Annotated in this window: 24 protein-coding genes; all 24 read left to right on the forward strand. The window is 41.8% G+C overall.

Annotation, left to right across the window (positions count from 1 at the left end; translation table 11 throughout):
* Positions 1-203: 203 nt before the first annotated feature.
* Positions 204-380, forward strand: coding sequence for a hypothetical protein (locus Ga0451573_RS10585; protein WP_231684016.1), 177 nt, complete (start codon positions 204-206; stop codon positions 378-380).
* 292 nt (positions 381-672) lie between these two features.
* On the forward strand, positions 673-2043 hold the full coding sequence (locus tag Ga0451573_RS10590) for a GumC family protein (RefSeq protein WP_231684018.1): 1371 nt from the start codon (positions 673-675) through the stop codon (positions 2041-2043).
* A gap of 384 nt (positions 2044-2427) precedes the next feature.
* Entirely contained in the window at positions 2428-3060 is a 633-nt protein-coding gene (locus tag Ga0451573_RS10595; RefSeq protein ID WP_231684020.1) for a CpsD/CapB family tyrosine-protein kinase, read from the forward strand.
* Complete coding sequence (locus Ga0451573_RS10600; protein ID WP_231684022.1) at positions 3050-4180, forward strand: DegT/DnrJ/EryC1/StrS family aminotransferase; 1131 nt, start codon at positions 3050-3052, stop codon at positions 4178-4180. The genes Ga0451573_RS10595 and Ga0451573_RS10600 overlap by 11 nt, the downstream gene beginning before the upstream one ends.
* A 21-nt stretch (positions 4181-4201) precedes the next feature.
* Complete coding sequence (locus Ga0451573_RS10605) at positions 4202-4963, forward strand: sugar transferase (protein ID WP_337833077.1); 762 nt, start codon at positions 4202-4204, stop codon at positions 4961-4963.
* A gap of 10 nt (positions 4964-4973) precedes the next feature.
* The gene (locus tag Ga0451573_RS10610) at positions 4974-5711 is read left to right on the forward strand and encodes a glycosyltransferase family 2 protein (protein ID WP_231684024.1); all 738 of its coding nucleotides are present in this window, start codon (positions 4974-4976) and stop codon (positions 5709-5711) included.
* A 177-nt stretch (positions 5712-5888) separates the two neighbouring features.
* Complete coding sequence (locus Ga0451573_RS10615; RefSeq protein WP_231684026.1) at positions 5889-7127, forward strand: AMP-binding protein; 1239 nt, start codon at positions 5889-5891, stop codon at positions 7125-7127.
* A gap of 73 nt (positions 7128-7200) precedes the next feature.
* Complete coding sequence (locus tag Ga0451573_RS10620; RefSeq protein WP_231684031.1) at positions 7201-8247, forward strand: glycosyltransferase family 4 protein; 1047 nt, start codon at positions 7201-7203, stop codon at positions 8245-8247.
* A 191-nt stretch (positions 8248-8438) separates the two neighbouring features.
* Complete coding sequence (locus Ga0451573_RS10625; protein WP_231684032.1) at positions 8439-9446, forward strand: glycosyltransferase family protein; 1008 nt, start codon at positions 8439-8441, stop codon at positions 9444-9446.
* 44 nt (positions 9447-9490) lie between these two features.
* On the forward strand, positions 9491-10573 hold the full coding sequence (locus Ga0451573_RS20080) for a glycosyltransferase (RefSeq protein ID WP_231684033.1): 1083 nt from the start codon (positions 9491-9493) through the stop codon (positions 10571-10573).
* 11 nt (positions 10574-10584) lie between these two features.
* The gene (locus Ga0451573_RS10635; RefSeq protein WP_231684034.1) at positions 10585-11829 is read left to right on the forward strand and encodes an O-antigen ligase family protein; all 1245 of its coding nucleotides are present in this window, start codon (positions 10585-10587) and stop codon (positions 11827-11829) included.
* Positions 11798-12847 carry an ATP-grasp domain-containing protein gene (locus Ga0451573_RS10640; RefSeq protein WP_231684035.1) on the forward strand — a complete coding sequence of 350 codons (1050 nt, stop codon included), beginning with the start codon at positions 11798-11800 and terminating at the stop codon, positions 12845-12847. The genes Ga0451573_RS10635 and Ga0451573_RS10640 overlap by 32 nt, the downstream gene beginning before the upstream one ends.
* A 79-nt stretch (positions 12848-12926) precedes the next feature.
* Positions 12927-14042, forward strand: coding sequence for a polysaccharide pyruvyl transferase family protein (locus Ga0451573_RS10645; protein ID WP_231684036.1), 1116 nt, complete (start codon positions 12927-12929; stop codon positions 14040-14042).
* 1 nt (position 14043) lies between these two features.
* Positions 14044-15588, forward strand: coding sequence for a lipopolysaccharide biosynthesis protein (locus Ga0451573_RS10650; protein WP_231684037.1), 1545 nt, complete (start codon positions 14044-14046; stop codon positions 15586-15588).
* Between the two features lie 64 nt (positions 15589-15652).
* Entirely contained in the window at positions 15653-17008 is a 1356-nt protein-coding gene (locus Ga0451573_RS10655; RefSeq protein ID WP_231684039.1) for a UDP-glucose dehydrogenase family protein, read from the forward strand.
* Between the two features lie 34 nt (positions 17009-17042).
* Positions 17043-18065, forward strand: coding sequence for a GDP-mannose 4,6-dehydratase (locus tag Ga0451573_RS10660; protein ID WP_231684040.1), 1023 nt, complete (start codon positions 17043-17045; stop codon positions 18063-18065).
* Entirely contained in the window at positions 18025-19938 is a 1914-nt protein-coding gene (locus Ga0451573_RS10665) for a polysaccharide biosynthesis protein (protein ID WP_231684042.1), read from the forward strand. The genes Ga0451573_RS10660 and Ga0451573_RS10665 overlap by 41 nt, the downstream gene beginning before the upstream one ends.
* Before the next feature lie 40 nt (positions 19939-19978).
* Positions 19979-20830 (forward strand): metallophosphoesterase, encoded by an 852-nt coding sequence (locus Ga0451573_RS10670; RefSeq protein ID WP_231684044.1) that lies wholly within the window; start codon positions 19979-19981, stop codon positions 20828-20830.
* 35 nt (positions 20831-20865) lie between these two features.
* Complete coding sequence (locus Ga0451573_RS10675; RefSeq protein ID WP_231684045.1) at positions 20866-21978, forward strand: nucleotidyltransferase domain-containing protein; 1113 nt, start codon at positions 20866-20868, stop codon at positions 21976-21978.
* On the forward strand, positions 21975-23927 hold the full coding sequence (locus Ga0451573_RS10680; RefSeq protein ID WP_231684047.1) for an asparagine synthase-related protein: 1953 nt from the start codon (positions 21975-21977) through the stop codon (positions 23925-23927). Before Ga0451573_RS10675 ends, Ga0451573_RS10680 begins: the two co-directional genes overlap by 4 nt.
* Entirely contained in the window at positions 23924-24055 is a 132-nt protein-coding gene (locus tag Ga0451573_RS10685) for a paeninodin family lasso peptide (protein ID WP_231684049.1), read from the forward strand. Before Ga0451573_RS10680 ends, Ga0451573_RS10685 begins: the two co-directional genes overlap by 4 nt.
* Positions 24056-24170: 115 nt before the next feature.
* Positions 24171-25097, forward strand: a complete 927-nt coding sequence (locus Ga0451573_RS10690; RefSeq protein WP_231684051.1) for a phosphoenolpyruvate carboxykinase (ATP) — start codon at positions 24171-24173, stop codon at positions 25095-25097.
* 3 nt (positions 25098-25100) lie between these two features.
* Positions 25101-25409 carry a lasso peptide biosynthesis PqqD family chaperone gene (locus Ga0451573_RS10695; RefSeq protein WP_231684052.1) on the forward strand — a complete coding sequence of 103 codons (309 nt, stop codon included), beginning with the start codon at positions 25101-25103 and terminating at the stop codon, positions 25407-25409.
* A 44-nt stretch (positions 25410-25453) separates the two neighbouring features.
* A complete protein-coding gene (locus tag Ga0451573_RS10700; protein ID WP_231684053.1) occupies positions 25454-25873 on the forward strand; it encodes a lasso peptide biosynthesis B2 protein in 420 nt (139 codons plus the stop codon).
* Positions 25874-25880 lie beyond the last annotated feature (7 nt).

Raw genomic sequence — 25880 nt, forward strand, 5'->3', positions numbered from 1 at the left:
TGGCCGGTCGGACGACAGACTCCGCCATCCGGAACACATCTACCCCTGTCTTATAACATTTAAAACTCAAAATTACTGGCTTTGTCAGCAGCCTGAGGACGTTTAGCAGGATAAGAAAAAAATGTATAAAAAGCAAGAAAAAAGAGAGGAATCTGTCATAAAATGGCGAATCAAACAACTAACTGAGTAGGTGGGTTAAATAAATGAAAATATACGGGTCTGAGGCACAGACGCTCAACGACCTGGGATTGTATAATGGTGTCAGCACAACAACTTTTGACCCCGATCTGGGATCGGCCCTGAACCGGGAAACAGGGGTTGTGATGCTGCTGAGGATATTCGGGTTGGAGGCTGACTGTCACGGCGACAGTATATGCTGATACAGCAGGTTATTCGCCATACAGTATCCATCTTTTTATTGAAGAAGGCATGGACAGTCTCATCCAGTTTAAAGGACAGGCGGTGACCGATTCGGACGGAGAAGTAACCATTAATATCGGTTAAGGGAAGATTACATAAATAGGTGCAGGGTACGATAAAGTAAATATGCCTAGACAAAAATAGAAAAATTATGTAAAATTAATGCATGGAAAAAAATCCTTTGTTATAATTTGGCATTTTGTTGGTTTTGTTTATTGCCAAGTGTAAAAATGATGTAAGTGAGGCATGTTTATGAGTGAGGGAAAAAGATTATCCGCTGATGAAATTGACTTAAGAGACGTATTCAGGATATTGAAGAGACGCTACAAGATAATTGTTTTGATTACCCTGGCCGCATTTCTAATCAGCCTGGGGGCAAACAGTTTTATGTTAACCCCAATTTATTCGACCAAGGCTGTCATGATGGTCAGCCAGGTAGTTCCTGAAGGGGCGACCAACCGGATGAACAACGGGGTAGGCCTGGAGGGGCTGGTAAACAGCATTGCCATAATTCCCCCCCAGACAATGAACTCTTATGTCGGGCAGCTGGGAAGCAATGCCGTCATGGAAAGGGTCATCAAAAAACTCAAGCTTGACAGGGAGGGATACACTCCCGGCAGTCTGGCCGGCCTGATTAAGGTTACTCCCGTCCCGGAAACCAATCTGATCAATATTTATGTCAATCATACCAATCCCTTTACAGCACAAAAGATCGCCAATGCCATCAGCAGTGAGTTTCTGGTCTATGTCACTGAATCCAATCAGGAGCAGCTGACCAGGTCTGTGGATTTCCTGGAGCAGCAGGCTAAAACAACCGGCGCGGAGCTTGATGCGGCAGTGGAAAAACTGAATGAGGTGGAGGCGGCACAGGGCGGAGTCAGCATTCTGAATCAACTGCTCACCGCCAAAATACAGGAGCTTACCCAGGTAAGCTCGCAGCTAACGCAGGCCAGGGCGGAATCCAGGCAGTTGGAGGCCGAGGTAGACCAGGTCTGGGAACAGTTAAGTTCAACATCACCTACCGTTCAAGTCACCACGGGTACTGATGCTGCAGGTGAGCCGGTGGTTGTTGAAGAACCAAACCCAACCTACAATACCCTGAACAATATGGCTGTCCAGGGGACTGTTGATGCCGCCGGGATGAATGCCCGGGTTGCAGAACTCAGTGCCATGGAAAAGCGGGTCTATTCCGAACTGCTGGATATGGAGGTTGAGCTGAACCAGAAAAGCAATATCAAAGGTGCTGCCGAAACCGAGGTCAACCGCCTTCAGGAGACTTATACCCTACTCAGAGCCAAAATCAACGAGGCTAAAATCGCCAAGGCGCTGAAGCTTGGTGAAACAGGGCTGACGGTAGTATCTGAGGCGCCCATTCCGGAGTATCCCGTAAAACCAAACAAGACGCTGAATATGATGATAGCAGTTGTCCTGGGGCTGATGATTTCAGTCGCTTTGGCCCTGCTGCTCAATTATATGGATAATACCATTAAAACCGCCCAGGAAGCAGAGGATCTCCTGGGGCTGCCCGTACTGGGCCAGATACCGGTGTACAAGCCGTTTAAGGGAAGCCGATCGGGTGCGGTAACTGTGTCTGATAATGCAGGACGTCCCCTGGATATGTAGGCTCCCGGAAATGACCGGGAATACACATGGTGAGTTGTTGTACTGATTTTCAACGCTGCCACCGGAGAAATCTAACCTTGTTCCTGGCGAAGCCACGGACTAAACCGCCAATTCGGCTCTACCCGCAGGGGGCACGCCGGATCCGTAAAGGCACTGAAGCGCCTACGGCTCCGCTGCTGCCTCAGTGGCGCCTTCGCCATCCATGGCTTCGGTCCGTGGCTTCGCTTAGCGGGAACTGCGGTAATATTTCTCACGGTGGCAGCGCAAGGAAAATCTTGCACAACACCTCACCATATGCCACGGTCATTTCCGGAGCCAGACATAGGGGGAAAGTCCGGGAATATTCATAAAGGACTTTACCTTAGTTTAGAGAGGTAGGTACAGATGGAAATGCTGAAGAAAAAGGTAATTGCTGAGATAGATACCGGGTCACCGGTGGCGGAGGCATTTCGCCTGATCAGGACAAACCTGAAGTTTGTATCAGTTGACAAGCCATTTAAATCTGTTTTGATTACCAGCTCCAGCCCCATGGAGGGAAAATCGGAAACGGCAGCCAACCTGGGTGTGGTCATGGCCCAGTCCGGGGTCAGGGTGATTATTGCCGACTGTGACCTGAGGATGGCCGAACAGCACACCATATTCGGGCTGGGAAATCACAAGGGAATTACTGATTTTTTGACAGGTGAAGCCACTCTCGATCAAATCGTGAATCAGACCCGGATACCTAAGCTGAGCGTGGTTACCGCAGGCAAGCTGCCGCCCAACCCGTCTGAACTGCTGCAGTCTGAGAAGACCAGGGAGCTGCTGAGCCAGTTGATGGAAATGTGTGATATGCTGATTATAGATTCTCCGCCGCTCTTAATCCGGGCTGATGCTGTTGTCCTGTCAGCTATGGCCGGCGGGGTGATCATGATGTTAAGAACAGGCAGGACCAAGATTGAGGCAGTTCAGGAAGCCAAGGACCGGCTGGAGAAAGCCGGGGCCAGGATCTTAGGGGTTGTCATGAATGACGGGTAAAAGAATATATCTTTCTTCACCACATATGAGTGATGAAGGCTATGAACAGTTTTATGTAAAGGAAGCATTTGATACCAACTGGGTGGCCCCTGTAGGGGAAAATGTAAATCAATTTGAGAAGGAAATGGCAGATAAGGTCGGGGTCAATGCAGCTGCTGCCTTAGCCTCAGGGACGGCTGCCATCCATCTGGCGCTGAAGGCTGCCGGAGTGGGGAGCGGGGATATTGTCTTTTGCCAGAGTCTCACTTTTTCCGCTACCGCAAATCCGATTATATATCAAAATGCGATTCCGGTTTTTATTGACAGTGACCGGGAAACCTGGAACATGAGTCCGGCGGCTCTGGAAAGGGCCTTTGAGAAATATAAACCAAAAGCAGTGTTGGTTGTTCACCTGTATGGCCTGGCGGCTGATATGGATAAGATTGTTGAGCTGTGTAAGGAACACGAGGTATCACTGATTGAGGATGCCGCCGAATCATTGGGGACCTTGTACAAAGGGTGTTACACCGGCACTATGGGCGATTATGGTGTTTTTTCATTTAATGGCAACAAAATCATCACCACCTCAAGTGGCGGGATGCTTGTCAGCAATAATGAAGCGAAAATTGCCAAGGCCCGATTCTGGGCCACCCAGGCCAGAGACCCGGCAAGGCACTACCAGCACAGTGAACTGGGCTATAACTACAGGATGAGCAATATTGTGGCCGGGATTGGCCGGGGGCAGCTCCGGGTTTTAGAGAAGCGAGTTGAGAAGAAAAGGCAGATATTTGAGTTTTACCGGCAGGAGTTGGGAGAATTAGCAGGTGTCACCATGATGCCGGTGAATGAGTGGAATGAGCCTAACTTCTGGCTGAGCTGTATGACCCTGAGCGGTCCGGTGAGGCCCCTGGATATTATGGAGGCCCTGGAGGCTGAGAATATCGAATCCAGGCCCATCTGGAAGCCGATGCACCGGCAGCCGTTTTTTGCGGAGTATGATTTTGTGGGTGACGGTGTATCTGAGGAGATATTTGAGGATGGGATCTGCCTGCCGAGTGATACCAAGATGACAGGTGAGGATTTGGAGAGGATTGCAGAGATAATCAAAGGTTTGTGGAGTAAACAAGGGGTTGTGGAGTAAATAAGGGGTTGTGGATATAGAGTGCAAACCGAGGTTAGGCCAGGTACAGAGCTGCCTGTGCGGCATCATGGCACTGGCGGTGTATATAGAAAATATCTGAAGAGGCCGATGGATTTTGTGTTATCCTTAGGTGCGATTATTGGATTAGCGCCGGTTTTGCTTACAGTAGCCGTGTTAGTGAGGGTTAAGCTGGGGAGTCCGGTACTGTTTAAGCAGAAACGACCGGGGCTGAATGAGAAGATTTTTACGATGTATAAATTCAGGACCATGACTGATGAGAAAGATGAGCATGGTGAGCTGCTGCCTGATGAGATAAGGCTGACGAAGTTTGGGAAGTTTCTGCGGTCAACATCACTTGATGAGCTGCCGGAGTTGTTTAATATATTAAAGGGAGATATGAGTGTAGTCGGGCCACGGCCACAGCTCATAAGGGATATGGTGTTCATGACACCGGAGCAGAGGCAGAGGCACAGTGTTTTGCCGGGATTATCCGGCCTGGCACAGATAAACGGGCGCAACTGCATCTTGTGGGAAGATAAATTTAGATATGACCTGAAGTATATTGAAAAGATTACGTTTTTGGGTGACTGGAAGATTATATTTCAGACAGTTGCAAAAGCTTTTAAACGGGAAGGCGTTGCTGCTGAAGGAATGGAGACTGCAGAGGATTATGGGGATTATCTGCTGCGGGTAGGCAGTATTGATGATGATGCATATAAGGTGGGTGTGGAAGAGAGTAAACAGATTAGTATGGTTGGTTTAGAATTATTTAAGAAAAAGTAGAGGAAGGTAAATGGATGAATTAGTTTCAATCATTACACCGGTTTATAATTCTGAAAAATATATAGGTGAGACAATTAAAAGTGTCCTTTCTCAGACTCATCAAAACTGGGAGATGCTGATAACGGATGATTGTTCTAAAGATAATACTGCAGAGGTGATTAAGCAAATTATTGACCCTCGTATTAAGTATTTTAAATTAGAGAAAAACTCCGGTGCTGCTATTGCGAGAAATCGAGCTTTAGAAAAAGCCCAGGGCAGATATATTGCATTTTTAGACGCAGATGATATGTGGAAATCCGAGAAACTGGAAAAACAACTAGCTTTTATGGTTAAGAATAGTATCGGGTTTTCATTTTCAGGTTATGAAATATTACGGGACGGTGGGAACAAGGTCATAAGTGTTCCAAACTCCCTCAATTACAGCCAGTTTATGAAAAATACAATTATCGGCACTTTAACGGTGATGATTAACACGGATGTTGTTGGAGAAGTTAGGTTAGTTAATGTTAAGAAAGACCATGATTCAATGACATGGGCGAAGCTTCTCAGAGAAGGAAATGTAGCCTATGGCTTGAACGAGAGTCTTGCTTATTACAGAAAAGTAGTTGGTTCTATTTCAAACGATAAATTGCTAGCAGCGAAGAGTCACTGGAATAACTGCAGGGAGATTGAAAGGCTATCAATACCAAGATGTATGTATTATTTCTTTTTTTACATTTTAAATGCATTGAAGAAACATTATTTATAGAAAATAATTCTTTAGCATTGTATTAGTAGCCGTTTTTAAGAATCTAAGGAGTGATATGTACTGAAAAACTACCTTTCTAGAATATACCTTAATTCACCTTTTATCGTGAAAAGAGTTCTTGCAAACATCGAAGCTATGAGAAGAGACAGGTATCGTAGATTCGGAGAATTTTATGAAGTGAAGGACCAAGTTGATTTTGAAAGAAACATGATTAATGGCAATTGTGATTTTAACTTCTATAAGATGAATGCCTTTCTTAAGGAAATATCGAACAATGTTAATTATTATAATCTTTTAAAGGGGTATGAAATTCATGCCATTAAAGATTTTGAACGGGTTCCTCTATTAACAAAAAAAATGATAAAAGAAAACAGGGAGAAGTTAATCTCGACAAAGATAGTAAATAAAAAGGAATTATGGAATGGTTCTTCAAGCGGGTCAACAGGATCACCGTTGAAATTCTATAGAGATAAAAACAGTATAAGAATTGAGCGATATAATTATGATAGCTACTATAAATACTGTGGGTGTGATTTAAACGAAAAGCGTATCAGGATTTCTGGTGTAAAAATTGTACCATTTAACCGAGAAAGGCCACCATACTGGTTATATATAGACAAGTATAAACAACTGCAATGTAGCGTTTATCATATTTCTAAAAACACCTTTAACCATTACCTTTATGCATTTAAAAGATCAGGTGCTGATTTTGCGACAGGATTCCCGTCGGGTTGGTCTGCGTTAGCGGAGTTAATGATAGAGCATGGATTAACTTTTTCAAAATTTAAAGCTATTGTGACAGATAGTGAAGGGCTGTCAAGCGAACAGCAGAAAAAGATTGAACAAGCTTTTGAGTGCCCGGTTTACCAAACTTACGGGTTGGGAGAAGTAGGAATGTGTGCTGTTCAATGTAACAAAGGCAATTATCATATATTGTCAAGTCATTATGTGGAAGTTGTTGACAAAGATGGGAAAAGTGTTATTGATGGCGAAGAAGGGGAAATTGTAGTAACAGATTTTAACAGTACTAACTATCCCTTTATAAGATACGCAACTGGAGATTTAGGCGTAATGTACCATAATGATTGTGGATGTGAAATTAAGACCCCTTACTTATCGAGTATCACAGGGAGGATAGAAGATTATATTGTCGCCAAGGATGGTAGGAAAATTAAAAGACTAACTTTAATTATGAAACCTGCTGTAGGAGTAAAAGAAAGCCAGATTATTCAGGTGGCACGAGATAAGATTGTTATTAATGTAGTTCCAGATCAGAACTTTGTCGAAGGATCCATGAAACTAGTTTTAGAAAATGCCAGAGAATTTATTGGAGATATGAAATTAACGTGGAATAAAGTTGAACAACTTGAGAGGATGCCTAGCGGAAAACTGAAGTTTTTGGTAAGGAAGATATAGGCTAAGAGTTTATCAATTATGAGGACATTGAAAAATGTCAAAATCCAATATTATTAGTTAATTCGGAGGAATAATGTATAAAGTTGCTATGATAGGTCATTTTGGTGGAGATAAAAACTTTTCAGATGGACAGACTGTGAAAACAAAAGAATTGTATAGCACTATTATCAGTGAATATACATCGGAAGTTTTTGTTCTAGATACCTATCAGATTACCAAAAACATATTTAAACTTATTAGTCTCGTTAATAATGTCTTAAAAAATAGTGAAAAGATTATTCTTATAGTTTCTTCACGGGGCTACAAAGTTCTGTTGCCAATTTTGATTATATTAAATCACGTATATAAAAGGGATATTTTTGATTTTGTTATAGGAGGATTTAGACAAAACCATCTAAAGAAAAGCTGGGCCTTACGTTTGTTGTCCAGGCGCTGCAAGAAGATTTATTTGGAATCATACAAACTTGTTGATGAATATTTAAGTTTAGAAATAGTGAATTGTAATTATCTACCCAATTTTAAACAATTAAATATTGTTTCTTTAGAAGAATTAAATATAGAGGTGAAAAAACCTTTTAAGGTTTGTACATTCTCTAGAATATGCAAAGAAAAGGGTATTGAAGATGCTATTGATGCTGTAAAATTAGCAAATGCTAAACTTGGGGAAGTAGTATATAAGTTAGATATATTTGGATTGCCAGATAATAGTTATAAAGAGCGATTTGAGTCTTTACAGAAACAGTTCCCCTCATTTATTAGATATGGCGGAATGGTTGACTATAATAAGAGTACCCAGGTTTTAAAAGACTATTTCCTGTTGCTATTTCCTACTTATCATAACGGAGAAGGATTTCCAGGAACTTTGATAGATGCATTTGCTTCTGGTTTGCCGATTATTGCTTCTGAGTGGAATTGTAATGCTGAAATTATTAAGGATTATAGAACGGGACGAATAATTCCCGCAAAAAATTTGACGGTATTAAGTGAAATACTTCTATACTATGCACAGAATCCTTCAGAGATACTTGATATGAGAAAACAGTGTGTTGATGAAGCCTATAAATATATACCTAAATATGCGTTAAAGTCATTTATAGATGAACTAAAGAATGATTCCTAATATTAATGCGTATAAATAGTACATGAAATATTCCTGCTATCGCTGTTGGTATTGATATTGTTGGTAATCCGTTTCATGTAAAGCGGAGCAAGGAATTCGATGATAATAATCCAACCAAGATTTGTGAAAAATCTAAGGTATATGAGTAACTTAGCTAAAAAAGAAGCATTATGGGGGAGTTAAAAACTGGAATGGTTTGGATTGTAGGATGTAATAATTCGATAGTAACTGATTTTTATCTAAATATCATCGAATCAGCTATTAAAATAATAACTACTACAAACGTCTTAAAAGCGGATAGTATTGACAGCATAAAAAACAGTAATAAAAACGATTACTATATTGTTGCTAGGATAATTGACGCAGTTAAGTTATATTTAAAAGGGCGGCAAAACATTATATTTTGGGTTCAAGGAGTTGAGCCAGAAGAAAGTTATATGCGGCATAAAAATGTATTTAAGAAGGTTGTTTTAGAAATATTGGAAAGATTTATATTAACACGTGCGAAGTTTGTATTCTTCGTATCTAATACTATGAAGAAACACTATGAGATAAAATATGGTATCAACTTTAATGAAAGACATTATATAATGCCTTGTTTTAATACCAATATTCATAAACCAGCTTTTTTCAAAAAAGGAAAGTACAAAAACAATGTTTTTGTCTATATAGGATCTCTGAGTGTATGGCAACGTTTTGACAAGGTTGTTGCATTTTATAAATGTATTGAAGAATTTGGAATATTCAATAGTAAGCTGTTAGTTTTAACTTCAGAACGTCAAAAAGCAACAGATATTTTGAAAAAATCGGGAATACGAAATTATGAAGTCAGTTTTGTGAATAACGATGAATTACCCAATATCCTATCAGATGCAAAGTATGGATTTATAATTCGTGATGATGTGATAGTAAACCATGTGGCTACACCAACTAAAATATCTACTTATTTATCTTGCGGAGTTATCCCAATATATAGTTCATGCCTTAAAGACTTTCATAGAGTTTCAGAGGGAATGCGGTATAAAATATTATATGACACAGATAGTATTCAAAACGTCTTGTCTGGCCTTTTAAGAGAAGAGATAAACAGTATGGAGATTTATGAAGAGTACAAGAATGTGTTTTCAACTTATTATAATGTTGATTACCATATAAAGAATATTATTCCCTGTGTTAAGGGCTTGCTGAAACCAGAGTGAAAGTGGATTTGAGTCAAAAAAGTTACATATAAGGAGCTACTTCAGTGAAAGTGAAAAAAATATATTTCTTGACGGGTAATTTAGGATACGGTGGAGCCACAAAGATTTTAATCCAGTTAGCGAATTATTTGTCAAATAATAATCAGATTGTCAAAATCATTAATTTTGGTACAAAGGATAGCTTTTATTGGATTAATTCAGAAATTAAAATCATTAACATAATTGGGGGATTTACCAATATTCGAAAGTTGAGAAGATTATTTCAACTGATATATTTAAGAGGAATCATAAAACGAGATAAGCCAGATGTCTTAATAGCTTTTGAAAACATGGCAAAATTACTGGCAGTAAGCGCAACTGCTCTTTCCAAGACGAAAGTAATAGTGTCAGAACGAAAGGATCCTTATAATTATAATAGGAAAAAAAAGCGATATATGCATTTACGGTATATATTTGCAGATGGGTGTGTATTTCAAACCTCTGGGGCATCTAGATATTTCCCGAAGTCAGTACGAAGAAAAGGCACGGTTATTCCAAATTTCATCAATATAGAAAAGCCGAACCTCCATCCTATAGAATTAAGGAAGAATGAAATAGCTTTTGTAGCGCGTTTTGAGTTAGCACAGAAACGTCAAGATATCATGATTAAAGCGTTTAAACTTGTTATTAAAAAGCATCCTAAGGTAAAGTTAGTCTTTTATGGTGATGGGCCAGACATTGATACAGTTAAAACTATGGTTTCTGAATATGATCTCTCTGATAGTATTGTTTTTGCTGGCGTTATTTCAAATATGGACAATGTATACAGGCATTCAAGATTGTTTGTTCTTACATCAGAATATGAAGGGATACCAAATGTTTTGATTGAGGCAATGGCATATGGACTCCCCGTTATTTCAACAGACTGTAGTCCGGGAGGAGCGCGCCTGCTAATCGATAGTGGAGTTAATGGCATTATTGTGCCTGTAAATGATTTTAAAAAGTTGGCTGAGGCAATTATTTACCTTTTAGATAACCCTAAAATAGCTGAAGGTTACGGGGCAAAAGCACAAGAAGTTGTTGATAGGTTTAAACCTGCCAAAATACTGCCAATGTGGCAAGAATACATTAATGCAATAATTTTCTAAAGGAATGGAATATGGATAAAAAAGCTAATGTTTTTTCAATAAAGTTTAAAAAAGATAGTCTTTATATGTTTGTTTTATTTATATATATTTTTTTAGCCTATGCAACTAGTTATTTCAGTTTGCCAGAAATTTATCTACAATGTAGCTTATATATTTTTTTTCTTTTTTCTTTTATCAGACTGTTACTTAAGAAGGCGAAAATTCCAATTACATTTATTTCATGGTACGCAGGTTTCCTTTTAATTTGTACAGTTTCATTGCTTTATGCAAGTTCATTGGAATTGTCTATAAATATGAGTTCAAATTTACTAATGGCATTTTTCTTTGGTATATCGATGTCAGTTTTTTTGCAGATAGAAAACGGCTCAGAAAAACTCATGAAAATATTCATTATAACAGGGCTCATTGTTGGAACATTTCTAGCTTTGACCTTTAGCCCGGAACATTCTTGGAGCAGACTAGGCGAAGACTTTGGAGTCAATGAAAACTTGGTGGGTCTTATGTATCTAATACCTTTGTGCTTTGCTTTTGTTAACTTATATAGAAAAAGCTTTGTTACTTTAAGTGCTTTAGCTGCTATAGTGTGTGGATATAATGTATTAATATCCGGTTCTAAAAAGGCTGTTCTTGGCTTCTTGGTTTTTGTTTTGGTGTATTTGATATCAGAAAAAAAAGTGTCTAAAAAAATTCGGAACACTATACTGATTATATTTATGGTTATGTTTGTCTCCATAATGATTATGAACACACCAAGTTTATATAATGTCGTTGGTTACCGATTTGAAATGATGTACCAAAATTTAATTAATGATAGCGGCACAAATTCATCCACTACTATCCGAATAAATATGATTCAATACGGATTACATTTGTTTGCTGAAAGTCCAATATGGGGATATGGAATTAACAATTTTGCACATTATTGGAGTATGTTTTCTGGAAAACAAACTTATTCTCATAACAACTACATTGAGTTATTAGTTGATTTAGGGATTTTAGGATTTATAATATACTATAGTGTTCACTTTTATTTGGCGAAAAAACTACTAAAGACAAGAAAATGCAATGTGCCAAATAGAGCAATATATTTTGCGCTTCTTGCATTGATTCTTTTTTATGATTTTGGCATGGTATCATATTATGATACAAGGATAATTACGTTAATAGTATTTGTTATATATGGCACAGTTATAAATGTAAAGAGAAAACAAGGAGAAATAGCTCATGAAGCAATTGTTAATTCTAAAAGATTATAGAGATATGTTCTGGGTGTCAGTGGAAAACCTTAAAGACTATAAATCAATGAATGTAGAGCAAATATCCAACTACTTTTCGAACCGAGGATACAAAATATCTGTACTCAAATACTCGGAAATTGATTTTGATGAGGACTATCAAGGAGTGTATGTACTATACCAAACATCAGAAGACATAGGTACATTTTACAAAGATTATATTGAAGACATTATTTTGTTTTTACAATATAAGGGAGCAATATTATTGCCGAATTTGTATTATTTTAGGGCACATCACAATAAAAACTATATGGAATTGCTACGTAATACTTTTAATAATGATGAGCTGAAATCGATTATGAGTAAATTGTATGGTAATGGTATTGAAGCAATCGGTGATGTTGAAGAATACCCCGTTGTTATAAAAGCTGCAGAAGGTGCTGGAAGTCAGAATGTCAGTTTAGCGAATAGTCCAAAAGAATTAAAAAAAGTCCTAAATTTGTTGAGTGCGGTTTTTATGGTGAACAGTTTTAAATCAGTAAAAGATTTTTTGATATATTATATATGTCGAAAGCTAATTGGTAAAGTTCAATCGCCATATAGAAACTACACTTTCTATCGTAAGAAATTTGTAATTCAAAACTTTGTCCCAAATTTAACCGGAGACTATAAAGTATTATTTTTTGGAGGAAAATACTATACACTTTATAGAAAAAACCGAGAGAATGATTTTCGAGCTAGTGGAGGGGGGCGTCTCTTTCCGGTTTCAGATGAAGATAACTTAGGCCTTTTAGATTTTGCGAGTAACGTTGTTTCGGAAATAGACTTCCCTATCATTGGAATGGATGTAGGTTTTGATGGTTCCAGATATCATCTGATTGAATTTCAGATGATCCATATAGGGCCTTATGCATTGCATGCATCAGATTGTTGGTATGAGTATAATGACAGTCACTGGGTACGGAAAAATGGTAAATCAAACTTGGAAGAGGAATTCTCTAGGAGCATATATGAGTTCATAGAAAAAATTGCACAATAACCAAACAATGGAAAGTGAGTTCAGGTTCTGATTAATTAATTTTTTTATATATATCAGATATTGTATGAGAGGATAAATTATGAAGAGTTTATCGATATTGTTGCACGGGTCATATAATGGCTCGAATTATGGAGATATTTTATTAGCATGGCTAATAAAGAATATCATTGAAGAAGAAGGAGTCAATTGCATTCTAAATAATGCTAGTTCATATTTTCATAGAATACTGGGTAAATCAGGGGAGCATCCTTTGCGACATAATTTGAAGGGTGTTGACGGTGTTATTTTTGGTGGGGGAGGTTACTTAACAACAAAAAAAATTGGTATTAGAGGTTATAAATTATTACTTTTAACACATCTTGTACCAATGTTAGAAGCTAAACGCAGAAATATTCCCTATGCGATAGTTGGGGTAGGTTCAGGTCCGATTCATGACCCAATACTACAAAGAATTTCAAAGTATGCTTTAAATAATGCAAAGTTAATAATACTTAGAAACCAAGAGTCTAGAGACTATCTGCGAAAGTATAATGTTACAAATGGAATAAAGGTTACGGCAGATTTGGCATTAGCATATACCCCGAACATGATAAAGATTGAAGATGATATTCAAGCCGAAAGATTACTTGCAACGCTTCCAAAGGGTCTTAGAGTATTTCTTCATGTAAATCTCTATAACCCTCATGGTGGAATAAGTGACATCGAAAGAGGTTGTGAAATTTTAGTAAAAGAGTTAATTAAATATGCTCATGATGATGAAAACATAGTTTTTATTATTGGCTCAGATTATGAATCGAAGCAATGTAATGAAATTAATAGAACTTTACATAATATGTTACCGAGTAAACGATCAATCGTTATTCAAGATTATAATCCTTGGACACTATCTGCAATAATAAATCGGTGTGATGTAATTATTACAACAAAATTACACGTAGGAATTATCGCAACTTCGTTCGGAAAGACTGTATTGTCTTTTTCAGGGGATCAAAAAATTAAACGGTTTTATGAGCAAATAAATGCTGGTGAACGATGTATTGAGTTAAAGTCTTTAGAACGAGGGGATGCCTATAAACAACTTAAGAATTTTATTTATGCCGAACCAATTAATATCGAGGCTCAACGTGAATTAGCATATGAAAGTTTGAGATTTATTAAGGAGTTTATCAAGAAACTTCAAAAGGAACCAAAATAGAATGGCTGAATATACGAAGCAAATTAAAATTGGAGCAATTCTTGCCTATGTATTTATTGGACTTCAATTAATAAGTGGTTTGGTGTTTACTCCCTTCTTATTAAAGTCTTTGGGACAGGAAGAATACGGTCTTTACTCTCTTATTGGTGCGTTTGTTGCATACTTGTCAATTATGGACTTTGGGATTGGTTCAACCATAACTAGGTACGTTGCAAAATATCGTGCAGAGGAAGATGAGGAGAGTCAAAACGGATTTCTAGCAACTTGTATTGTCTTATATCTAGTTATAGGATTTCTAGTTACATTAGTTGGGATATTTATTTATATCAATATTGAAACTATTTTTAGCAATTCGGTTAAAGAATCACAGTTACCCTTAGCAAAGACTATGCTGCAAATATTGTTATGTAATATTATTATTTCTCTAGTTGGATACGCATATCCAGCTATTATTACAGCCTATGAAAAACATATTTTCAACAAAATAACAGACATCGGGCGACTTGTTTTACGTGTCGGGGTACTAGTCCTGTTATTATCATTAGGTTTCAAATCTTTAGCAATTGTAATAGTCGATACATGTCTTAACATTTTAATCCTGTTCATAAAGATAATCTATGTTCAATTAGTTTTGAAGACTAGAATTAAATTAAAATTATTCAGTATTAGCATAGTAAAAGACATTTTTTCGTTTTCTATTTTTGTATTTCTAGCAAACCTTATTAACCAGGTAAATTTAAAGCTTAATCTTTTAGTACTAGGTATAGTCTCTGATGTTGTTCAGATTTCAATTTGCTCGGTTGCAATGATGTTAGTAACTTATTTCACTCAATTTTCTCAAGCTGTTTCTGGGATGTTTTTGCCTGCCTTAACAAGACTTACGGCAAGCAATACCTCAATGTGGAGTGTAGAGAATTACGCAATTAGAATTAGTAGAATACAAATAAAATTGTTAACACTAATACTTGTGAGTTTTGCAACACTAGGTTCTCAATTTGTAATTCTGTGGGTTGGTAGAGAATACTCAAGGGCATACAATGTGGCATTATTAATGATGATTGCTTATTATATGCCTTTCACACAGACTTCATTAAATGCCTTGTGTTTAGCTTTAAATAGACATAAAGTTAGAAACAGTATTTATGGGATTTGTAGTATTGCAACATTATTACTAATGATACCGCTTTCCAAAAAATATGGAGCGACTGGTTCAGCGATAGCAACCTTAATTTCTATGGGAGTCGGGTACGGTATTTTTATTCAGGGTTATTACCACAAAAAGATTGGTATTAATATGTTTAGGTTTATAAAAGAATCATATTTGGATACATTTATTCCTGCAGTGATTAGCTTTTTAGTTGGGGTTGCTTTAACTAAAATATTTATTGTATCCTGGGGTATGTTTTGTCTTCAAGCCTTTGTAGTTTTCTTTACATATATCATTCCCTTATGGTTTATAGGTATGAATAAATTCGAAAGAGATTTGATTATGGAGCCGATTCGAAAGGTATTGTATGTTAAACATAAAACTAGGGGTATTGGTTGAAAAACGAAATGTTAGAATTAGAAAATAAAATTTGATTTGAATCATTGAAAGGAGAAACTGACTTGTGAAAATATCCGTAGCAGGGACAGGCTATGTTGGCCTGGTGTCAGGTGTCTGCCTGGCCGAAGTTGGCCACCAGGTTACCTGTGTTGATGTTGACGAAAGCAAAATAAACTTTATGAAACAGGGTATTTCTCCTATCTATGAGCAGGACCTGGAAGAACTGATGCAAAAGAACTACTCCGCCGGTCGGCTTGATTATACCACTGACTACAAATCAGCCTATCGGGATGCAGATGCCATATTCATCGGTGTGGGAACCCCGGAGCAGCCTGACGGTTCTGCAGACCTGTCATACATAGCTACAGTTGCCCGGCAGATTGCCGAGACTATTGAGCGGGACTGCCTTGTTGTGGTCAAGTCCACAGTTCCTGTGGGAACAAATGATAAGGTGGAGCAGTTTATTCACGATTTCCTGCCCCATGACGGGGAAAAACATACCGGTAACGGAGTCGGTGCCGGTCACAAGATCAGGGTGGAAGTGGCCTCCAACCCGGAGTTTCTGGCCCAGGGGACAGCGGTTCGCGATACCCTCCGGGCAGCCAGGATTATCATCGGAACAGAGAGCAGATGGGCTGAGGAAATGCTCATGAAGATATATGAACCCTTCAACCTGCCCATCGTTTCTGTCAGTAGAAGGTCTGCCGAGATGATTAAATATGCTTCCAATGACTTCCTGGCCCTGAAAATCTCCTACATGAACGATATAGCCAACCTCTGTGAACTGGCTGGCGCTGATATCCAGGATGTGGCCAGGGGTATGGGCTTTGATGAACGTATTGGCAGCAGGTTCCTCAATGCCGGCGTTGGCTATGGCGGTTCCTGTTTCCCTAAGGATACCAAGGCATTGGAGTATTTAGCCCGGCAGCACGGCTATGAGCTGCGGACTGTTAAGGCTGCCATAGATGTCAATTCCGATCAGAAGACTATGCTGTATAAGAAGGCCTGTAAAAGGCTGATTACCTTTAACGGCCTGAAGGCAGCCGTGCTGGGGCTGACCTTTAAGCCTGACACGGATGATTTGAGAGAGGCTCCATCCCTTTCCAATGTTCCTTTGTTATTGGCCCAGGGTGCCAATATCTATGCATATGACCCTGTTGGCATGGACAATTTTAAGCGGAAGTATCCCGAGGGGGAAAATGGCAGGGGAAGTATCAAGTATGTAGATAACATCGAGGATGCTTTGCAAGACGCTAATGTCTGCTTTATCTTTACTGAGTGGGGCGAGATCAGGGCAGTGCCGCCGGAAACCTATAAGAAGTTGATGCGGACTCCTTTGGTTTATGACGGCAGGAATATATATGAAGTGCAGGAGATGCGCGAAGCAGGTGTGGAATACTACTCCATAGGGAGGCAGTAAACACCGACTTCAGGCATTTAAAGGGGGAAACTGATTGAAAACCATCGTAGTTACAGGTGGAGCCGGGTTTATCGGTTCACACCTTTGTGAGGCCTTGCTGCATAGTGGGAATAGGGTTATCAACATTGACAGTTTTAATGATTATTATGACCCCCGGATCAAGAGGCGCAATGTCAGCGAAACAGAGGCCTTTATCAGCGCCAATAACCTGGATAGGAATTCCTATGTGCCGGCAGAGGGAGATATCCGTGATTTGGAATTTTTAAAAACGGTCTTTTCAGAGCATCAGCCTGATGTCATTGTCCACCTGGCAGCATATGCAGGAGTAAGGCCCTCAATCGAAAATCCGGTATTATACACCGAGGTCAATGTCAACGGTACCCTGAATCTCCTGGAAATCTGCCGGATTTATGGGATTGATAAGTTTGTTTTCGCTTCCTCCTCTTCAGTCTATGGAAATAATGATAAAGTACCTTTTGCAGAGGATGATGTGGTGGATTTCCCGATTTCACCTTATGCAGCCACCAAGAAAGCCGGAGAGCTGCTGTGCCATACTTATCACAGCCTGTATGGCATTAATATGGCCTGTCTGAGGTTTTTTACAGTTTACGGTCCCAGGCAGAGACCTGATTTGGCGATACATAAGTTTACCGGCTTGATTACAGCCGGACAGGCTGTCCCGTTTTACGGAGATGGCAGTACGGAGCGGGATTACACCCATATTGACGATATTATCGACGGAGTCACCAAAGCCATTGCCTGGGTCAGTGAAGGCAGTGGAAAGTATGAGATTTTCAACCTGGGTGAGTCAAATACTGTCAGCCTGAACACGATGCTCACGACTATTGAAAATACTTTGAATAAAAAAGCCATATTAGATAAGTTACCCCTGCAGCCTGGGGATGTGAACCGTACCTTTGCTGATATTTCAAAAGCAAAGAGAATCCTGGGATATAATCCCCAGACGGATTTTGCAGAGGGAATCAGGAAGTTTGTTGAATGGTTAGGTGGTTATTATGAATTACCAAAAGAGAATACTTCTCCTAAGCTTTATTGATGCTGTTATCGTAACAGCGGCAGTCGGTCTGGCCTACCTGATCAGGTTTGATTTCCGGGTTGAGCCCAGGTTTTTTGCCCTGCTGCCATATGTCATGGCTGCCCATGTTATTCTGACCCAGATTTCTTTTCAATGGGTTAAGATGTACCGTCGGGTCTGGCAGTATGCCAGCATCGGGGAATTGGTGCAGGTTGCCAAGGCTGCGGCTTTCTCGGAAGCGGTATTTTTCCTCCTGCACAATATCCTGCGCCTGATTGATCCGGAGCTGGTTGTGCCGCGCTCAATTTACCTCCTGGCCTTTGTTCTGATTATCCTGGGGGTGGGCGGGTCGCGCCTGTTCTGGAGGATGGTCCGGGATTCTTACCTGAGCCCCCGACACCGGACCGGGAATCGCCGTACCCTGATTGTGGGCGCTGGTCAGGCAGGAGTACTGGTGGCCAGGGAATTGAAGCAGTCAGGGGACTCTGACCTGTATCCGGTTGCTTTTGTGGATGACAACCCCAACAAATGGAATCTGGAGGTCTTGGGGCTTAGTGTTTTGGGCGGCTGTGAGCAGATACCGGAAATTGTCAGGGACCATGATATTGAGAAGATTATCATTGCCATTCCGTCTGCTTCCAGGTCTGAAACAGCCCGGGTTATTGAAATATGTAAGGACACCGGGGCTCAGATTAAGATGCTGCCAAAGGTGTCAGACCTGATCAGTAAGCGGTTTTCGGTAAGTATGATCAGAGAAGTCAGTGTTGAGGACCTGCTGGGGAGAGACCCGGTAAAGGTTGATTTAGAGGGAATCGCCAATTACGTTACCGGTCAGGTGGTTCTGGTTACCGGGGCCGGTGGTTCCATCGGTTCCGAGCTCTGCCGCCAGATTGCCGCGTTTGTCCCGGAGAGACTGCTTCTCCTGGGTCATGGCGAAAACAGTATTTATGATATTGAGATGGAACTGCATAAAATTTACCCCGACCAGAAGACAGCGGCCCTTATCGCCGATATCCAGGACCGGCAGCGGCTCAATGAGGTTTTTGCCGCCTACCGTCCTGTAGTGGTATTCCATGCTGCGGCCCATAAGCATGTCCCCCTGATGGAGAGCAATCCGGTGGAAGCAGTCAAAAACAATGTCCTGGGGACCCGGAATGTTGCGGAATGTGCCCATGAGTATGGAGTTTCCCGTTTTGTGATGGTATCTACCGATAAAGCGGTCAACCCTACCAGCATCATGGGGACCACCAAGCGGGTGGCCGAGCTGTTTGTCCAGGGTCTGGGCAGGACAAGCCCGACCAAGTTTGTGGCCGTAAGGTTTGGCAATGTCCTGGGCAGCCGGGGCAGTGTGATCCCTTTATTTAAGAAACAGATTGCCGCCGGCGGCCCGGTTACCGTCACTGATCCACACATGGTCCGTTATTTCATGACTATTCCTGAGGCCGTCCAGTTGGTTATCCAGGCCGGAGCCTTTGCTGAGGGTGGCGAGATATTTATTCTGGATATGGGCAAACCGGTCAAAATAAACGATCTGGCCAGGGACCTAATCCGCTTGTCAGGGCTGGAACCGGATCGGGATATTGAAATAAAGTATACCGGCATTCGTCCGGGAGAAAAGCTCTATGAGGAGATTCTCACCAATGAGGAAGGAATCACTGCTACCAGGCATGACCGTATTTTTGTCGGCCAGCCGGGAGAATATTCCTGGGAAGAACTGCAGTTCATGCTGCGCAAGCTGGAAAAGGCAGCAGCCAGAAATCAGTCTGCGGAAAAGGCCGGAGAAATCAGGGAACTGCTGCAGCAGATTGTACCCTCTTATCATTTGCCGGTTTATGAACGAGCAGCGGTTGATGAAATCCTGCAAAGCCGGAGCGAAACAGCCGCCGGCAAATAAGACCATAAAACACAGATGAATTGACTGAAGGAGTATTTTAATGCCAATATTGAAAGCTATCTGGAGGGTAACCAGGTTTATTCTCCAATCTGTACTTACCACGGGATTGATCGTGGCCCTGCTGGTGTTTTATGCCGCCCAAATTGAGCCGGACTGGGTTCAGGAAAAGGAACAACCTGTCTATATCGAGAGGCTGCCCGAGGCTTTTGAGGGGTTTAGGATAGTTCAGCTTTCCGACTTACACGGCAAATTGTTCCCGGAAAAGGGGCTGGTAAGCCGGGTTAATGCCCTTAAACCTGATTTGGTGGTAATTACCGGTGATGTCTTTGATGAATCAAATGAAACACCCCTGGGATACGCGGAAAATGCCCTGGGCGGCTTGAATGCTCCATATGGGGTGTATTACGTCTATGGCAATAATGATACCTATCTCGGCTTGAGTAAAATTAAAAGAGCTCTGGAGCAGTTGGATATCAAAACACTCAATGACGAAAAACTGCCCTTGCAGGTCAAAGGGCAGGCTGTCAGTTTAATTGGCCTTAACTATACCCGTACCTATCAGGATACCGGAGACTTTGCAGACTTACTGCACAACGAAGGGGAAGCAGTTATTGCGCTGGCCCACCGTCCGGAAATCATTGATGCTGCCGCCAAAGCAGGGGTTGACCTGGTGCTTGCCGGGCACACCCATGGCGGGCAGATTAAGTCACCGTATATGCCCGATTTTTTACATATTGTTAAGAAGGGCTATGAAAAATACATGGCCGGGCTTTTTAAAGTGGGTGAAACCCAGATGTATGTTAACCGGGGGCTGGGTGTAAATAATATTCCCCTGCGTTTCCTCACCAGGCCGGAGATAACGGTGATTACCCTACATGCGGAAAATCAATGATGCCGGAAACAGGGTGGCTGTGGGAGGATAATGTTATGTGTGAATCAGGCCTGCTCCGGATATTCAAAATCGGTTCGCCGGTGGATGCAGATATTGCGGATTGGAATGCCGTGCTGCAGGAGGCTGGAAGGCATCAGGTTGCAGAACTGCTGGCCAAAATGGTCAAACAGGCCCCTGAAGGTGCAGTGCCTCCTGAGGTGATGGCCTCTTTAAAAAAAATATATTCCTGGACCTTTATGGCTAACGTCTGGCGGGCCAGAGAAACAGAAAACGTCATCCTGCTGCTGCAAAAAGCCGGCATCAGGTGTATCGTCCTCAAAGGAATACCCCTGGCTGAAAGACTTTATGGAGATATCGGGGTCAGGAATAGCTGGGATATTGACCTTTTGGTAGAAGAGGACAAACTCTGCCTGGCTGTGGCAACACTTAAGCTGGACGGCTATCTACAGCAAAAGTTTAATGTGGAATTATTGCTTGCTGATTTAGAGCACGATATCAGAATGGAAAAGAAAACCCCCCTGGGATCCTGCTGGGTGGAACTCCATTATAAATATACCCATCGCAAGAGCCAAAACATTGCAATGGCTGAAGTATGGGAGAGGGCAGGCAGCGGGGTCTTCGGTGACGGCAAAACGCCGGTCGGGGAGTTGGCGCCGCTAGACCTGGTACTGAGCTTATGCCTTCATTCTGCGGGGCACAATTTCAGCATTTTCAGAAATGTTCTTGATGTGGTACAGGCCATTGAGGTGGAAGGCAGTCATATTGACTGGAAGGAATTTGCCCGGATTGCCAAAAGATACGGGATTTCCTACCGAGTGTATGCCTCTCTGTATTATGCTGCCATAATGTTTCAGGCACCGGTGCCTTTATCTGTCCTTGGAGACCTGAAACCACCTGCCTATGTGTGTAATCTGCTGGCAAAGGAGTGTCTGCCCGATACTCTGCCTCAGGGGCTGAGTCCCTTAACCAGCGGGGTAGTCCGCAATGAAGGAGTTATTGGTTACTTAATGGCATCATGGCGCAAAATGTTTCCGCCAATTCTAAGAATAAAGAGCTCCTATCACATCAGTACCTTCAGGGCTCTGTTCTTCTATCCGAAGCGCCTGGTATATTTGATTGCCAAGCCGTTTGGGGTGAGAAAAAAATGAGCGCTATAGCCGGCATTTTTCACCTGAATGATGAACCAATAACTATTGACCATGGCCTGAAGATGATGCAGGCTTTACAGCAGTATCCTGCTGATGATGTTCAGGTATGGCATCAGCACAATATATTTCTGGGCTGTCATGCCCAGTGGATCACCCCGGAATCTGTCGGTGAACGGCTGCCTTACTATGACAGTACCAGACAGTTAGCCATTACGGCTGATGCTATTATAGATAATCGTTATGATTTGTTTGAGGCCTTGCAGGTGGAACCGGCGCTTAGAAAAGAGATGCCGGACAGTGAGTTGATTTTACTAGCTTACCAAAAGTGGGGCCAAGATGCCCCCAAGCATCTGATAGGTGATTTTGCCTTTATGATTTGGGACGGGAAAAAGCGCCTGCTCTTTGGAGCCAGGGACTTTTCCGGAACCCGGACCCTCTATTTTTACCGCAGCCATCAGCGCTTTGCTTTCTGTACCATCATGGAGCCTTTGTTTTCTTTACCATATGTCGCGAAAGAAATAAATGAACAGTGGCTGGCTGAATTCCTGGCTATGCCTGACATGTATGAGACTATCGACCCCTCTTCATCAGTCTTCAAAAATATAGAACAAATACCTCCTGCACATACAATTTCTGTTAGTGGCTCTACAATAAGGTTTTCCCGGTACGTCACCTTGGCCGGGGGTGAAAAATTAAATTTGAAATCAAACCAGGAATACGAAGAAGCCTTTTGCGAGGTATTCCAAAACGCGGTAACGGCGCGGATACGTACTCACCGTCCGGTGGGCGCACATTTAAGCGGGGGCCTGGATTCGGGTTCGGCAGCCGCTTTTGCTGCCAGGGCTTTGCAAATGGAGAATAAGCAGCTGCATACCTTCAGCTATATCCCTGTAAGTGACTTTACAGATTGGACTCCCAAACACCGGTTGGCGGATGAAAGACCGTTTATGCAGTCAGTTGTCCGGCATGCAGGCAATATTCAGGCTAATTACCTGGATTTTGCCGGTAAAAGCCCTTTATCAGAAATTGACGCTATGCTGGAAATGCTGGAGATGCCCTACAAATTTCCGGAAAACTCCTATTGGATCAAAGGAATATATGAAGCAGCCCGGCAGGAGGGGATAGGGGTACTGCTGGACGGAGCCAGGGGCAATTTAACCATATCATGGGGCCCGGCATTGGAATACTACACAAGGCTTTTAAAGAGGCTGCACTGGTTCCGGCTTTACCGTGAAATAAATGAATACAGCAAAAACATTGGTCTTAAGAAATCACGCGTAATGTCAGCTTTGAGAAAAAAGCTCCTGCTGTCTGTAAAACAGGGTCTGCGTTCCCGGGGTCAGGGCAATTTCCCCATATACATCAGCCCTGAACTGGCTAAACGGACTAAGGTCTTTGAAAAACTGCAGGAGCATGGTATTAGTCCTGACGGCTTTTCAAGGCAGAATGCTTATGAGACCAGGGAAACACATTTTCGGCAGTTATATTCCTGGATGGTAAACGGCACCCTTGGGTCCAAGGCTTCGCTGCATTACTCCTTATGGGAACGTGACCCGACAAATGATATCAGGGTGGTCAGCTTTTGTCTGTCGGTTCCCAAGGAGCAGCTTGTCCAAAACGGTTTGGACCGCGCACTAATCCGGAGGGCAGCGAAAAACATTCTGCCTGATAAGGTCAGGTTAAACCAGCGGGTCCGGGGTTTTCAAAGCGCTGACGGGGTACATAGAATGGCCGGTTCCTGGGATGTTTTTATCAGCGAACTGCAGCAGATGGCTGCGGACCGGACTGCCGCTGAACTGTTTGATACAGCGGTCATTAATAATGCTATTTCGGGGATCAGAGAACCGAAGCCCGAATACATTGTGGATTTTAATTTTAAGATTCTAATGCGGAGTCTGGTAGTTTACAGATTCGTTAAAAAGATGTCCGGGAAGGAGGTGGTCATATGAAAAAGGAATGGCAAAGACCGGTAGTGGAGACTCTTGATATTGCTGAAACAATGCTCGGAACAGGGATGTCTAATATTGATTTTAGTTATTCAGATGAAGATGAAACAGTTTTTTTGCATAGCTCCTAACGGTTAATTTGCCAACCAATAATTTTGGTTAAATGTTTATATTTCTCCCTTATACGGGTTACCGGTATAAGGGCCCCTTTTTCAAAACTTGGTCTGTCCGCCTGGAGTGAGAAAAATGACAACTTCTGCTGCCAAAACGGTCTATAAGGCTTTTGGATTAACTCTTCAGAGTGAAATTCCTTTTCCGGAACTGCATCAAATCTGTGGAAATGAGAATATGGCTGATGTTGTCATTGAAATTTCCGATTTAACCGGATTATGGTCGGAATATGCCCGGCAGGATGAAAAAATCATCTGCACCAAAGAATTTGTCATGTTTCGGCTTCCCCAAGCAGTTGTCTTCTGCATCAGAGAGGGTAAAAAAATCACCGTTTCACCTCTGCGGGATTTTGATGCAGCTATGGTCAGGGTGTTTATCCTGGGAACCTGTATGGGGGCGCTGCTGCTGCAGAGGAGGGTGCTGCCGCTGCATGGGAGCGCAGTCGCTATAGCCGGCAGGGCATATGGTTTTATCGGTGATTCGGGAGCGGGGAAATCGACCCTTGCCTCAGCCATGATAAGCAGGGGATACCGGCTTCTCACTGATGATGTCTTAGCAGTAACTTTTTCTCACGAGGGCATTCCCTTGGTTATCCCGTCTTATCCGCAGCAAAAGCTGTGCCGGGAAAGCCTGAATGAGCTGGGAATGGAAGCAGGCCTTTATCGTCATATATATGATCGGGAAAACAAATATGGGATACCTGTACCTGAAGAATTTTATGCTGGGCCATTACCGTTGGCCGGCTTATTTGAACTGGTTACCACAAAAGAAGAAGGGATAGAAATCCGTCCCCTTGCAAGGCTGGAAAGACTTTACTCTCTTTATTACCAAACATACCGTAAATTTCTCATTCCCCGTCTTAATTTGATGGAATGGCATTTTAAGACCTCAACAAGCATTGCGAGCCGGATTGATTTTTTTCAGCTGCGCAGGCCGGATACCGGGTTTAGCGCTCCTCATCTAGTATCATTGATTTTAAAAACCATAAATCAGGAGGGATAGCGCATGAGCTCATCCACAAATATTCAATCCGGTCACACCGTCGTCCAGAGCAAGGAAAATATAGCAAGTGATATGGATGGGGAAAAAGTCATCCTCAGTGTCTCTCAGGGAAAGTACTACAATTTGGGTGAAGTCGGGGGCAGAATCTGGGATATTATTGAGAGGCCAATTTCTGTTAAAGATTTAACTGCCGCTCTAGTGGCGGAATATGAGGTAGCCCAAGACATATGTGAAGAGCAGATAATTTCTTTTTTGGATGATTTGCTAAAGGAAGGCTTAATAATTTCCGATAATATTATAGTGGATGAGTAGGAAAACAAATGGGATTTGCAAAAAGGGTAAGGCGATTTATTTATTTGCATAGAAAGACTCAGCTCTTATTTGTCGAGGCCTGTATTTATCTGGGCTGGGCGCGTTTTCTGGTATATCTGCCCTTCTCATGGGTTGCTCCCTATCTGGGGGTGCAGATGCGGGAGACCCCTTCCGGTATGGAGCGGGCGCATACAAATTCTATCAGGAATGTCCATCACGCCATCAGGGTCATCAGCCGTCATACCTTCTGGGAAAGCACCTGCCTGGTCAGGGCCATAGCTGCTCTGAAAATGCTGCAGAGAAGAAAAATTGCCGGCACCCTTTACCTGGGAACAGCTAAAGACGGAAACGGCAGGCTTATTGCTCATGCCTGGCTCCGCAGCGGCCCATTCTATCTAACAGGAGCAGAAGAAATGGAGAAGTTTACGGTTGTTGGGAAAATTTCGCCAAAGATAACTATCTGAGACAGAA

Origin of the sequence: Phosphitispora fastidiosa (genome assembly GCF_019008365.1) — a bacterium.
GTDB lineage: Bacteria > Bacillota > Thermincolia > Thermincolales > UBA2595 > Phosphitispora > Phosphitispora fastidiosa.

What these genes read in the sequence shown, in the direction of transcription:
- Ga0451573_RS10690 (WP_231684051.1), top strand. Translation starts at nt 24,171, where the DNA reads ATGACAACTTCTGCTGCCAAAACGGTCTATAAGGCTTTTGGATTAACT.
- Ga0451573_RS10645 (WP_231684036.1), top strand. Translation starts at nt 12,927, where the DNA reads ATGAAGAGTTTATCGATATTGTTGCACGGGTCATATAATGGCTCGAAT.
- Ga0451573_RS10670 (WP_231684044.1), top strand. Translation starts at nt 19,979, where the DNA reads ATGCCAATATTGAAAGCTATCTGGAGGGTAACCAGGTTTATTCTCCAA.
- Ga0451573_RS10595 (WP_231684020.1), top strand. Translation starts at nt 2,428, where the DNA reads ATGGAAATGCTGAAGAAAAAGGTAATTGCTGAGATAGATACCGGGTCA.
- Ga0451573_RS10665 (WP_231684042.1), top strand. Translation starts at nt 18,025, where the DNA reads ATGAATTACCAAAAGAGAATACTTCTCCTAAGCTTTATTGATGCTGTT.
- Ga0451573_RS10695 (WP_231684052.1), top strand. Translation starts at nt 25,101, where the DNA reads ATGAGCTCATCCACAAATATTCAATCCGGTCACACCGTCGTCCAGAGC.
- Ga0451573_RS10650 (WP_231684037.1), top strand. Translation starts at nt 14,044, where the DNA reads ATGGCTGAATATACGAAGCAAATTAAAATTGGAGCAATTCTTGCCTAT.
- Ga0451573_RS10585 (WP_231684016.1), top strand. Translation starts at nt 204, where the DNA reads ATGAAAATATACGGGTCTGAGGCACAGACGCTCAACGACCTGGGATTG.
- Ga0451573_RS10685 (WP_231684049.1), top strand. Translation starts at nt 23,924, where the DNA reads ATGAAAAAGGAATGGCAAAGACCGGTAGTGGAGACTCTTGATATTGCT.
- Ga0451573_RS10620 (WP_231684031.1), top strand. Translation starts at nt 7,201, where the DNA reads ATGTATAAAGTTGCTATGATAGGTCATTTTGGTGGAGATAAAAACTTT.
- Ga0451573_RS10600 (WP_231684022.1), top strand. Translation starts at nt 3,050, where the DNA reads ATGACGGGTAAAAGAATATATCTTTCTTCACCACATATGAGTGATGAA.
- Ga0451573_RS10675 (WP_231684045.1), top strand. Translation starts at nt 20,866, where the DNA reads ATGTGTGAATCAGGCCTGCTCCGGATATTCAAAATCGGTTCGCCGGTG.
- Ga0451573_RS10680 (WP_231684047.1), top strand. Translation starts at nt 21,975, where the DNA reads ATGAGCGCTATAGCCGGCATTTTTCACCTGAATGATGAACCAATAACT.
- Ga0451573_RS10635 (WP_231684034.1), top strand. Translation starts at nt 10,585, where the DNA reads ATGGATAAAAAAGCTAATGTTTTTTCAATAAAGTTTAAAAAAGATAGT.
- Ga0451573_RS10610 (WP_231684024.1), top strand. Translation starts at nt 4,974, where the DNA reads ATGGATGAATTAGTTTCAATCATTACACCGGTTTATAATTCTGAAAAA.
- Ga0451573_RS10625 (WP_231684032.1), top strand. Translation starts at nt 8,439, where the DNA reads ATGGTTTGGATTGTAGGATGTAATAATTCGATAGTAACTGATTTTTAT.
- Ga0451573_RS10590 (WP_231684018.1), top strand. Translation starts at nt 673, where the DNA reads ATGAGTGAGGGAAAAAGATTATCCGCTGATGAAATTGACTTAAGAGAC.
- Ga0451573_RS10640 (WP_231684035.1), top strand. Translation starts at nt 11,798, where the DNA reads ATGAAGCAATTGTTAATTCTAAAAGATTATAGAGATATGTTCTGGGTG.